This is a genomic window from Mycobacterium sp. (assembly GCF_052143115.1).
Lineage (GTDB): Bacteria > Actinomycetota > Actinomycetes > Mycobacteriales > Mycobacteriaceae > Mycobacterium.
The window spans coordinates 1-11,064 of record NZ_JBKQTQ010000057.1 but is presented as its reverse complement, the minus strand read 5'-3'; the positions used below and the strand labels follow the sequence as shown (position 1 = coordinate 11,064).

Below are 11,064 nucleotides of genomic sequence, written 5' to 3'. Positions count from 1 at the left end.
TGGCGTGCCGATGGGCAGCTGGAGTATGTGGGGCGCGCTGATGAGCAGGTCAAGATCCGCGGGTATCGCATCGAACTCGGGGAGGTCCAGGCCGCACTGGCCGGGCTGGATGGGGTGGGGCAGGCGGCGGTGATCGCCCGTGAGGACCGCCCCGGCGAACCGCGGCTGGTGGGGTATGTGACCGGGACCGCGGACCCGGCCGAGATACGCGCCGCGCTGGCGCAGCGGCTCCCGGCCTACATGATCCCGGCGGCGGTGGTGGTGATCGACGCGCTGCCGCTAACACCCAACGGTAAACTCGACACCCGCGCCCTGCCAGCACCCGAATACCAGGACACCGACCGTTACCGCGCCCCGGCCAGTCCCACCGAGGAGATCCTGGCCGGTATCTACGCCCAAGTGCTGGGGCTCGAGCGCGTCGGGGTCGACGACTCGTTCTTCGACGTCGGCGGCAACTCGCTTACCGCCATGCGCCTGATTGCCACCATCAACACTCGCCTCGATGCCCACCTTTCGGTGCGCACCTTATTCGACGCGCCGTCCGTACGAAGCTTAAGCCGACAGTTGGGCGCTCATGCCAGCGTGGTGGAAGACCAGGCCAACGACTTCGAGGCCGAGCAAAAGCGCGAGGTCAAGGGGCCCAGCTTTGCGTCCGTGCACGGCCGCGACAGTACCGAGGTGCGCGCCGGCGATCTCACGCTGGACAAGTTCATCGACGCCACGACGATAACCGGCGCTCCGGGGCTGCCAGGTCCGAGCGCCGAAATTCGGACGGTCCTGCTGACCGGGGCGACCGGTTTCCTCGGGCGTTATCTGGCCCTGGAGTTGCTGGAGCGGATGGACCTAGTCGACGGCACGCTGATCTGCCTGGTGCGTGCCGAGTCCGACGAAGATGCGCGCCGCCGTCTGGACAAGACCTTCGACAGCGGCGACCCGCAACTACTGCGGCACTTCCAGGAACTGGCCGCCGATCATCTGGAGGTCATCGCCGGCGACAGGGGTGAAGCCGACCTAAGCCTGGACCAGCAGACCTGGCAGCGGCTGGCCGACACCGTCGATCTGATCGTCGATCCCGCAGCCCTGGTCAACCACGTGCTGCCCTACACCCAGCTGTTCAGGCCCAACGTCGTGGGCACCGCCGAGCTGATCCGCATCGCGCTCACCACAAAGATTAAGCCCTACGCTTACGTGTCGACTGGCAGCGTGGGCGAGCAGATCGAGCCGTCGGCGTTCACCGAGGACGCCGACATCCGGGTCATCAGCCCCACGCGCACAATCGACAACGGCTACCCCAACAGCAAGTGGGCCGGCGAAGTGCTGCTGCGCGAGGCCAACGACCTGTGCGCACTGCCGGTCGCGGTGTTTCGCTGCGACATGATCCTGGCCGACACCACTTACGCGGGCCAGCTCAACGTGCCGGACAACTTCACCCGGATGATGCTTTCCCTGGTGGCCACCGGCATCGCGCCCGACTCGTTCTACCAGCTCGACGCCGACGGCAACCGGCAGCGTGCCCACTTCGACGGGCTGCCCGTCGAATTCGTCGCCGAAGCGATCGCCACGCTCGGTGCCCGGCTGGTCGACGGGTTTCAGACCTATCATGTGATGAACCCGCACGACGACGGGATCGGATTCGACGAGTATGTCGACTGGCTGATCGAGGCCGGTTACCCGATCCAGCGCATCGGTGACTTTGGGGAGTGGTTGGAGCGGTTTGAGGCCGGCCTGAGTGCTCTGCCGGATCGACAGCGTCAGCACTCGCTGCTGTGGAAGTTGCCGTTGCGCACTTCCAATCCGTTGCACAATTCCAATCATTTACAGCCCGCAGAGCCGATCCGGGGATCGCTTGCCCCGACTGATCGGTTCCGTGCTGCGGTGCAAGAAGCGAAAATCGGCCCCGACAACGACATCCCCCACGTCTCGGCGCCGATCATCATCAAGTACGTCTCCGACTTGCAACTGCTCGGACTGCTCTAGCCGCTTGAGGATCGACTTCCGACAATTTGTTGGCGATGTGAAATGGCTGGCTTGCGCTGAATCATCAAGCGGCTAGCGGTATTTCGATGGCAAGATCGTTGAACAGCGTGTGCATGTCGATGCGGATTCGTAAGCAGCTCGGTGGTGGTTTCCTGCCCGGCGCCAAACAGGAAGGTCGCCAGCCCAACCACTTCGAGCACCTCGGGGGTCGATCCGTCCGGGTACTTCGCCTCCGCCAACGACGTCAGCACATCCTCGCGGGGTTTCCGGCGGCGATCCTCGATGTAGGCATGAACATGCCGTCCAGAAATTCCAACGAGTTTTGCGCAACTGGCACATGCTCCAGACCCCCCGGCTCGCGCCGAACGGGGCACCGGGACCGCAAGTAGTCAAAGTAGGGATAAGGGTCGGCGACCAGAGATTGGTCGGTGAAGTAATCCACCGAGTCAAAGTCGGTCATCTGCGGGCCTGTAATTCTCTTCTGCCACAAGAATCTTCCGCATAACCGCGGCGATTAATGGCCTAGTCCGCCGCCCCGAACAGGACAGGTAGCGACGTCGGCGACCGGAAAACCTGCCCGCGGATGTGCGGGTCGTCGCCTTCGGGATCCAGTCGCAGGTTGGGTAGGCGGTCGAAGAGTAGGTTGAGCGCGACCCGCATCTCCAGCCGCGCCAGATGCATTCCCAGGCAGACGTGCACCCCGTGGCCGAAACCGATGTGGGCCCGCGCGGAACGGAAAACATCGAACCGATCGGGATCTGGATACCGATCCTCTTGCCGGTTGGCCGCGCCCAGCACCGGCATGACCGCCGAGCAGGCTGGGATCGACACACCCGCCAGCTCGGTGTCGTGGGTGGCCACGCGGGTGACAGTGAGCACCGGCGGCTCCCACCGGACGGCCTCCTCGATCGCCTGCGGAATAAGCGAGCGATCGGAACGGACCTCGTCCAGTTGATCGGGGTTGGACAGCAGCGCGAACAACAGGTTGCCAAGCGAGCGAGACGTGGTCTCGACACCGGCACGCATCAGCAGCCGCAAGAAGGAGAAGATCTCCTCGTCGGAAAGCATCTCCCCGTCGATCTCGGCCTGGGCGAGGCCGCTGATCAGATCGTCACGGGGCTCCTCTCGCCGGGCGGCAAGGACAGGAATGAAGTACTCCCGCAATGCCTCTGACGCGGCGAGCCCCCGCTCGCGGTTGAAGAGGTCGGGGGACATCGCGATTGCAGGGTCCACGGACAGCAATGGCGATATAACACGATATTCCCTAGCCCACGCGACGAGCCAGCGCTGAAATTGCGGATAGTCCTTGCGCGGCAAACCTAGCAGACCGGCAATGATCTGGGTGGGGTACGGGAACGTGAATTCCCTCGTCAGATCGGCGCGCCCCCGATCGGCGAACCGGTCGATCAGCTGGTTCCCCACCTGTCCGACCAGCTCGTGCTCCCAACGCGCCAACGCCTTTTGCGAGAAGGCCTCGGAGACCAGGGCGCGGTGGCGGCCGTGCTCGGGCTCGTCCATCCCGATAATGACGGGCTTGCCCGGGGCGTCACCGGGTGCGTCGATGATGGCGGATGAGAACGTTTCGTTGTCCCGAAGCATCTGCTGCACCTCTTCGTGGCGGTACACCATGAAGACGGGCTTGGACTCTTCGTGCGGCATGGTCGACGTGTCCAGGCGTTGCACCGGTTGTTCGCGCCTCATCAGGGCCAGCCCGCTGTATGGGTCCCGGACATCGCCGGAAACCGCATCATCGAATTTTCCAAAGTCCTCTAGATCGTCAAACAGATCCACTCTGGTATTTCTCCTTCAGGTAGCGGGGTAGCCCGCCGACTCGATCTGGGTGTACTGGTCGAACCCGGCGACACCGTTCTGGCGGCCGACGCCGCTGGCCTTGTAGCCGCCGAACGGTGTATCGGCCCCGTAGCGCGCGCCGCCGTTGACCCCGATGAACCCGGCGCGTAGCCGGTGCGCCACGGCGAGCGAGTGCTCAAGCGAACCGGATACACATCGCCCGCCAGACCGTGCACGCTGTCGTTAGCCATGCGGATGGCGTCCTTTTCGTCGTGGTACGGGATGACGGCGAGGACCGGCCCGAAGATCTCTTCCTGTGTGATGGTCATCGTGTTGTCTACGTCGACGAAAAGCGTTGGCCGGGCCAGAATCCCTTGGCAAACCCGGCGGGCGGCTCAGTGCCGCCGACCAGGCAGGTAGCGCCCTCGTCGATGCCCTTCTGGATGGAGCCTAGCAGCCGTGTGCGCTGTCTGTCGGAGATCACCGGCCCGCACAGCGTCGCGGGATCCTGGGGGTCTCCCGGCATGACGTTCTCATACATACCTTTGAGGGTCGTCACGCCCTCGTCGTCGCGAGATCGTGGCAGCAGCAAGGGGGTTGGGTTGGCGCAGCCCTGCCCGGCGTGCATGCAGGGCGCGATCCCGATCGCACACGCCAACCCGAAATCGGCGTCTTCCAACACGATGGTGGCCGGGGTCGAGGTGTCCACGCCCGATATCGGGGGCAGCTAAGGACTCCGGGTTGTTGTTGCAACTCTCGGCGACCACCCTGGCCGACCTGTATGAAGCCCGCAAGGTCATCGAACCGGTGGCCGCGCGGATGCTGGCGGTGTCGCACACGCAGCGCGACATCGATGATCTCACTGCCAGCGTCGGATTGCTCGCGGTGCTGGTCAACGGCGGCGTCGAGGACGCGGACTTCGGCGAGTGGGCCGCGGCGGTCTACCGGTTTCACGACCTGATCATGGAGCGGTGCGGTAATAACACGTTGGCGATTTTCAGCGGGATGTTGCGTGAGGTGATCAGCCGGAATCTGTCGCGCGGTCAGCGCGTCAGATCGGCCCGCCGAGATCGAAACCCCTTTCCGCCAGACGATTCGGGCGTTTGCGAAACTGATCCGCCTGCTTGAAGCCGGCGACCCCGGTGAAGTCGAACGCTTCTGGCGCGCCCACATGGAAGTCGCAGCCAAAAAACTGCTGTGGGGCGATCTGGCCACCGAGTCGGTAATCGATCTCTACACCTAGGCAGGCTGCAGCCGACGTGTCATCCCAAGGCTCCCTGCTCATAGCAGGCGCCGATCTCCTCCCAACTCAACCCACTCTCGAGCAGCACTTCTTCGGTGTGCTGGCCGACTTCAGGCGCCGGCCCACGGGGCCTGGTCGGCTGCTCGTCGAATTGGTAGGGCGGGGCAACCAGCTGAAATGGTCTCCCGTCGTTCCCGATGACCTCGGGCAGGTAGCCGTTGGCGGCAACCTGCTCGCTGCGGCGGACCTCATCAAAGGTGGCCACCGCTGACCACACCCCGCTGAAATCGGCCAGCGCCTTTTGCCATTCAGCCAGGCTGCGGGTGGCGAAGGTGGCATCCAGTTCGGCAATACAGGCGCTGCGATTGGCATAGCGTTGCGCCGCATCAGCGAAGCGCGCATCTGCGGCGAGGTCGTCGCGGCCCAGCAACCCGCACAGTTCGGCCCAGAACCGATCAGGTTGCAGGCACACCAGATTGAGCCATCGGTTGTCTTTGGTGCGGTACGTATTGACGATCGGGTTGTTCGCGGTCAGCCGGTTCTGCCGCGGCAGCTCTCCTTGAGCGGCCGCGAACAGATCGGGACTCATGGCCCACATCCCGGTGTTTAGCAACGACACGTCAATCACCGCGCCGCGGCCGGTTCGTTCCCGACGAAACAGCGCCATGGCCACCGCCCCGGCGATCGAGTTGGAGCCTTGCAGATCGTAGAAGGCCGCGGGCGCGGGGATGGGTTCACCGGAGCCCGGTGGTGTCAGTTTGTGCTGAGTACCCGCCGCCGCCCAGGCCGCGGCCATGTCGAACCCGCCGACATTGGTCATGGTTCCGCGGCTGCCCCATCCGCTGCCCCGCACATAAATCAACTGTGGATTGGTGGCCCGTAGATCGTCAACGTCGAGATGCAGTCGTTGACGTACTGCGGGCAGATAGCTGGTCAGGAACACGTCGGCCGCGTTGGCCAGCCGATGCAGCACATGCTGGCCGGCAGGGATGCGCAGGTCGACGGTGATGCTGCGTTTCCCGCGGTTGGGGATCTCGATGTACGGCTTCGGCGCCGAGTCGTCGGTGTTGAGCGAATTATGCTGCGCGCGTTGCGGATCGCCGCCGGGGGGTTCCACCTTGACCACATCGGCGCCAAGGTCGGCCATGATCGCGCCGGCGCCGGGCACGAACGTCCATGCCGCCACCTCGAGCACCCGTACACCCTCGAACGGTCCGCTCACTGCGCCCTGCCTTCCTGATCTCAGCAAAGTATCTCTCGCGCGAGACCATAGCGGCCACCCGTTGAGTGGCAGGGGACGTAGCGCTGGTATCCGGGCCGCGCGTCGTCACCGCGAAGCGGTGCTGTGGTGACCGTCGGGACGCTCCCGCGTGCGCACTCACGCTAGCACCATATAGTTGACTTATTTGGGTAATAGCGGTGGCCTGGGGCCGAGTTTGAGGAGCTGGCAAGCAGCTCCACCGAGGCGGTCGGGATGCTCACCGATGGCATGCACGGCGTTACACGAGGAAAGCGCTCCGTGAAGATCTAGAACGCGGTGGCTGCGAAGTGCTCTGGATTTCTCACGTCTTCAGTTGGCTGGCCCTCCCGATGTGGTTTCGACGGCGCGCGAGGCCGGCGAAAGAGCCGCACGGCGTCGGTACTCCCTTCATCGACGCTCTGAGCATGCTTCTCACCCGGATCGAATGGTTCATCGTTTCGCACCGCACGCTTCCGATTGGAACATCCGTGCTTTGCATCGGGGCTCGCGCGGACAGGGCAGGATCCGCGGCGGTCAAGTCGATTTGAGCGGCGTGAACGGCTCAAGCGACGCGTTGTTTCAACTGCAGCGCACCCTCTACGAATCAAGGAATCCGACCCGTCGGTGGTTGCATTGTTCGCGGCGTGATTGGATCGTCGCGGCGCTCAACCGATGGGGTGCCGCAAGGAGCCGCGCTCTGGACGTCGGGCCGGGATCGGGCGTGTACCTGCCGACCCTCGCGCAGTTGGCTCCCGAAGCATTCGGGGTCGACATTGAGGACGCCTACTTAAGTCGGCTGCGTCCCCTCGAACAGGCCCATTCCAATCTGCGACTTGTGCACGACGACATTCTCCGATCGTCCTTTCCCGACGCCCATTTCGATCTGATCTTGTGCTCAGAGGTCATCGAGCACATCGAGGATGCACGCCAAGCATTAGCCGAGATGCGTCGGTTACTTTCACCGAGCGGCGATCTCGTCATTGAAAACCCCACCTCCCTCGTGCGAGACGTTCGAGCGTGCTGCACCAGATGAACTCGACAGACAATCCCGACACGGTGATCCAAGTGGTGATCCAAAAAACTGACTACGCATTCGACTCTCATGGCTGCGAGCCGTGGCAAAAGCTGGAGGGCCTGCCAGCCCGATGAAACGGCGACTAGATCCGGGGACATCACCACCCCGGCACTGCACCGACCGCCACCATCCACACCAGCCCGGACGACGCCACCATCCAACCACTGCCCCACGGGAATCCGCCACCACCCCACCACGTTAAACACGGTGTGACACAACCACACTCACCGAGCCACCCACCGTGGCCACTGCCACCTGACGCCCACCCCAACGGTCACCATCCACACACGCCACCCCGGCCACGACACCGCCCCACACCAGGCGGCACTTCCCACCGGCCACTCCGCACCATGCACCACCCCGAAAAACTATGGGCCACTGCACCATCCACCATCCACCCACCGGGAATGCCTGTCTCCCACACCATCCCAACACACCGCACTGATGACCATCCGCACCCACCGCGCCGGTTCACCACCCCCCCTACCCCGAAGACCCCCCCTGCCACCCGCTGGCGGGACATGGCCAACGACTGCTGACCCCGGTCGCCGCACGCACAAACGCTGGATCTGGCCGCTGACCAGGAGAATAGACGCCGCCAACCGATAGGAGAATGATGGTCCGTCACACCTCAGAAGCCCGTAAGCTGCGGAAACAGCTAGACGATCAGCTAGCCACGCTGAATCGGCAAACTGGCCGGAATCAGGTCTGGGCTGCAACGGAACTGGCCGTTCTGGACATGATTGTCTCGCAAACCGATCGAAAGGTCGAGCTTGAAAAGCTCTACAAGTCAACGGACGACGCTTCCGAGAAGGTCAAGATCAGCGCCGAGGTAAGGCTTCTCGATGCTGCCACCGAGCGAATGCTCCGCAAGCTCAACGAGGCCATGCCCAAACCGCAAGCCACCGGCAGCCGCCGGTCGGAGAAGGCTCGTGCTGCGGCCAATGCGCGGTGGCAGATGGAAGACAGGCGCGACCGTGCCAATTGACGCTGGCGACGACTTCATCGGCGGAGAGGCTGCCCACATCAACGGGATTCGCGAGCACCTGGAGAACCTGCTGGAGAGACAGATCGAGGACGGCAACCCGGAGGCGGAGCACGGAGTCGGAAACCCGAGGCACGCCGAATATCTGAGCGACGGCACTGACGAGATCATCAACGCCAAGCGCAAACTCGAACACCTCCGCGATGGCAAAGTCGTCCTGGTCACTCACCGCGCTCTGCGTGGCCGCTCAATGCCCGACAATCTGAAGCGGATTCCTTGGATCGCTAACTTGTGGTCCGGCGTGACTTGCGCGGAAGTCTGTGTGGGAGACAGCGTTGTCCCGGTCTACGAGGACGACCACGAACCAGGCCCGAATGAGCGTACTAACGTAGCCGCCTACTCGCGGGACAACAACCTCCCGATCATCATCTAGAACTCACCGGGCTAGCGGTTTCTTCCTCCAGGTGTTTCCCGCAGCCGGAATCGCCGCCCAGCCTGCGGCACGAAAAGGCCCTGGCCAGCCCGTCCTCCTCTCGCGGGCTGCCGGGGCCTTTTCCGTGTCCACTACTTGAAAGCAGTCGGCCCGCCGGCCGGCCGGCCACCACACCCAAAAAGAATCTTCGTGTGGGTGGGGTTTAGGGGTTACCCGGCTGACGTCGGCTGCCAGGTGCCGGTGTCGGCGTGGTATCTGAGTGCGCAGGCCAGCGGTGCCACGCCGCAGATCGGCGGATACGTCTGGGTGCCGGGGAACGCCGAACCACCACCGGGAGTTGGTATCTGGAATCCGGGTGTTGGCGCGGGTGTCGGGTCGGCGCCAGCCGTACCAGCCGCCGCGACCACGATGGCCGCCACGGCTGCGGCGGCGGCAACGATGGTTCTCACCGTGTTCATGGTTCTCCTTTACAGCGGCGGCGCGTCGTCGGGCGGTTCCCACGCGTCGTCGTCGACGTAATTGCGAAAGGCTCCCCAGGCGCCGAGCCCCGCCGCCGCCCCTGGCCATCGCGGCCAACGCGATCACGCGTCCCCTCACGCCTGCTAGCGTCGACTAAAGACGGTAGCCGCTGTGCTTGATGTCGTCGCCGTCTAGGAGTGGATTAGCTGGAGGTATCCAAAAATGGCCACGCTATCGTTGACTAGATTGGCTGTCGGGGTTTGCGGCCTAGCATTGTCGTTTACCGCTGGGGCCGGGCTCGCGTCCGCCGATCCGGATCTAGGTCCGTTTGTCAACACCACCTGCAATTACGGGCAGGTGATGTCGGCGCTGCAGGCGGCAAATCCCCAAGCCGCCGCGCAATTCAACTCTTCGCCGCAGAGCGAATCCTTTTTGCGTCAGTTCCTCGCCTCGCCGCCGAGTCAACGCCAGCAGATCGCCCAGATGTTGGTGAGCCAGCCAGGGGCTGACCAGCAGTTTGGACTTGTCCAGCAGGTCTTCAGCACCTGCAACAACTACTGAGCAGATTGGGCACGAGCTTCTTGCTTTCGCCCATCCCGATATCGGACTCCAGCACTCGGTATTCCTGCCGAAGCGGTTCGTCTAGTCGGCACCTCCACGAACCTGCGGCCCTTCCGGTACGCCACGATGTGGACCCCGCCGCAGCCCCCTGGCTTGGTCTGCGCGATGGTCGCCCTCGACGCAGAACGCCAACCGTTGCGCGTGGGCGAGGGCGTCCTCGATTTTGGTCATCAGTTCGATGGCGCGACTTTCGCGGGCGCCGGCCAGGTGGTCGACCGCGGCCCACGCGTCGACGTGGGCGGATTTCAGTTGCGCTTGGCATCCGCGTAGCGCGGTGAGCGCGGTGATCATGGTGGTGGTGGTCATGGGTGGTTGCTCCAATCGGTTTCGGAGCCACGCCTTTTCATTGAGCGAAATTATTTCCCTCAATGGCACCTAATTGCATGAATCTTGCACGGGTTTGCGTCTGCGCTGGTCAGATGGTGCCCCCGGCAGGATTCGAACCTGCGGCCTCAAAAGCTGCTCGCAAGGTCGCTATCTGCGCGAATTGGCGATCTACCTGCTGTGATGTGCCCCTATTCAGCATGGCCAGCACCGCCTCGCGGGAGAGCCCGTGGCGCTGGGCGACGTCGGTGATGGCGTTTTCGGCTTCGGGAACCGTTGCCTTCATAATTGTGAATCTTTCGTCGTCGGTACCGGTTCGAGACTACGCAAGTCACGCGGGGATCTGCACCGGAAGACTCGCAGTGCATCTCCGTTCTGCGCGGAACCGGATGGTGCTTGCGTTTTACCCGGCGCTGAGCGTCGTCGAGTGGTGGGCGGTCCTGGGGTGCTGGGTGATCTGGCATTGCTGGTCCTCGTTCCGGGCCCCGGGACGGCCAACCTGGGCATATCCAACTCAGGCATGCTTCCGTCCGGCCGCGTACAGGTCGGCTATCCGCAGGGGCGGCACATTCGTCGGAGACGGCACGCTGGGAAGCAGGTGGTCAGGATTGGTTGAGTGCGTCAGGCACTTTCGGTAGTCGTAGCGGCCACCCACACCCCAGTTGGAACCCGTTTGACGAAACCGGCCGTTCCGGGAGCACCCACCGAGAAAAATGCGTTGTCGCACAGCGTCCCTGGACTATCCTTCACCCGCCGATCGCAGAAAGGGACGCCATGACCAACCACACGTACCGGGTGATCGAAATAGTCGGTACATCACCCGATGGCATCGACGCGGCTATCCGCAACGGGCTGGCCCGAGCGGCAGAGACGACACGCGGACTCGACTGGTTCGAGGTGCAGTCCGTCCGCGGCC

General features: G+C 63.7%; 12 protein-coding genes and 2 pseudogenes. 7 read left to right on the top strand and 7 right to left on the bottom strand.

The genetic code is table 11. From position 1 onward, the window contains the following. Positions 1-1,977 (top strand): thioester reductase domain-containing protein (locus tag ACLQI9_RS06760; RefSeq protein ID WP_442378792.1); only part of this gene is annotated, 1,977 nt, incomplete at its 5' end. A 128-nt stretch (positions 1,978-2,105) separates the two neighbouring features. On the opposite strand, the pseudogene ACLQI9_RS06755 reads toward ACLQI9_RS06760, so the two are convergent. From ACLQI9_RS06755 to ACLQI9_RS06745, 3 genes and pseudogenes are all read right to left on the bottom strand, one after another. Further along, a pseudogene (locus tag ACLQI9_RS06755) lies at positions 2,106-2,329 on the bottom strand (cytochrome P450); the annotation flags it as partial. A gap of 170 nt (positions 2,330-2,499) precedes the next feature. Next, the gene (locus ACLQI9_RS06750; protein ID WP_442378790.1) at positions 2,500-3,768 is read right to left on the bottom strand and encodes a cytochrome P450; all 1,269 of its coding nucleotides are present in this window, start codon (positions 3,766-3,768) and stop codon (positions 2,500-2,502) included. Positions 3,769-3,783: 15 nt separating this feature from the next. After that, a pseudogene (locus ACLQI9_RS06745) lies at positions 3,784-4,459 on the bottom strand (aldehyde dehydrogenase family protein); the annotation flags it as partial. 50 nt (positions 4,460-4,509) lie between these two features. Between ACLQI9_RS06745 and ACLQI9_RS06740 the strand changes: the two are divergent. Beyond that, entirely contained in the window at positions 4,510-4,896 is a 387-nt protein-coding gene (locus ACLQI9_RS06740) for a FadR/GntR family transcriptional regulator (RefSeq protein WP_442378788.1), read from the top strand. Between the two features lie 134 nt (positions 4,897-5,030). Here ACLQI9_RS06740 and ACLQI9_RS06735 read toward each other — a convergent pair whose 3' ends face one another. Beyond that, entirely contained in the window at positions 5,031-6,233 is a 1,203-nt protein-coding gene (locus ACLQI9_RS06735; RefSeq protein ID WP_442378786.1) for a CaiB/BaiF CoA transferase family protein, read from the bottom strand. A 571-nt stretch (positions 6,234-6,804) separates the two neighbouring features. On the opposite strand from ACLQI9_RS06735, the gene ACLQI9_RS06730 reads away from it, so the two are divergent. The 3 genes from ACLQI9_RS06730 to ACLQI9_RS06720 all read left to right on the top strand — a co-directional run bounded on the left by ACLQI9_RS06730 (position 6,805) and on the right by ACLQI9_RS06720 (position 8,744). Continuing rightward, complete coding sequence (locus ACLQI9_RS06730) at positions 6,805-7,284, top strand: class I SAM-dependent methyltransferase (protein ID WP_442378784.1); 480 nt, start codon at positions 6,805-6,807, stop codon at positions 7,282-7,284. A gap of 658 nt (positions 7,285-7,942) precedes the next feature. Next, the gene (locus ACLQI9_RS06725) at positions 7,943-8,314 is read left to right on the top strand and encodes a hypothetical protein (protein ID WP_442378782.1); all 372 of its coding nucleotides are present in this window, start codon (positions 7,943-7,945) and stop codon (positions 8,312-8,314) included. Beyond that, complete coding sequence (locus tag ACLQI9_RS06720; RefSeq protein ID WP_442378781.1) at positions 8,304-8,744, top strand: hypothetical protein; 441 nt, start codon at positions 8,304-8,306, stop codon at positions 8,742-8,744. The genes ACLQI9_RS06725 and ACLQI9_RS06720 overlap by 11 nt, the downstream gene beginning before the upstream one ends. Before the next feature lie 209 nt (positions 8,745-8,953). On the opposite strand, the gene ACLQI9_RS06715 is transcribed toward ACLQI9_RS06720, so the two are convergent. Continuing rightward, positions 8,954-9,202 (bottom strand): hypothetical protein, encoded by a 249-nt coding sequence (locus ACLQI9_RS06715; RefSeq protein ID WP_442378779.1) that lies wholly within the window; start codon positions 9,200-9,202, stop codon positions 8,954-8,956. Between the two features lie 223 nt (positions 9,203-9,425). Between ACLQI9_RS06715 and ACLQI9_RS06710 the strand changes: the two genes are divergently transcribed. Next, positions 9,426-9,764: a hemophore-related protein gene (locus ACLQI9_RS06710; protein WP_442378777.1), complete on the top strand. Its 339-nt coding sequence runs from the start codon at positions 9,426-9,428 to the stop codon at positions 9,762-9,764. Between the two features lie 81 nt (positions 9,765-9,845). Here the strand turns inward: ACLQI9_RS06710 and ACLQI9_RS06705 are convergent, their stop codons facing one another. After that, positions 9,846-10,130, bottom strand: a complete 285-nt coding sequence (locus ACLQI9_RS06705; RefSeq protein ID WP_442378776.1) for a hypothetical protein — start codon at positions 10,128-10,130, stop codon at positions 9,846-9,848. A 109-nt stretch (positions 10,131-10,239) separates the two neighbouring features. Next, the gene (locus tag ACLQI9_RS06700; RefSeq protein WP_442378774.1) at positions 10,240-10,434 is read right to left on the bottom strand and encodes a hypothetical protein; all 195 of its coding nucleotides are present in this window, start codon (positions 10,432-10,434) and stop codon (positions 10,240-10,242) included. A 488-nt stretch (positions 10,435-10,922) separates the two neighbouring features. On the opposite strand from ACLQI9_RS06700, the gene ACLQI9_RS06695 reads away from it, so the two are divergent. Continuing rightward, a partial coding sequence (locus tag ACLQI9_RS06695; protein ID WP_442391344.1) for a dodecin family protein occupies positions 10,923-11,064 on the top strand: 142 nt, incomplete at its 3' end.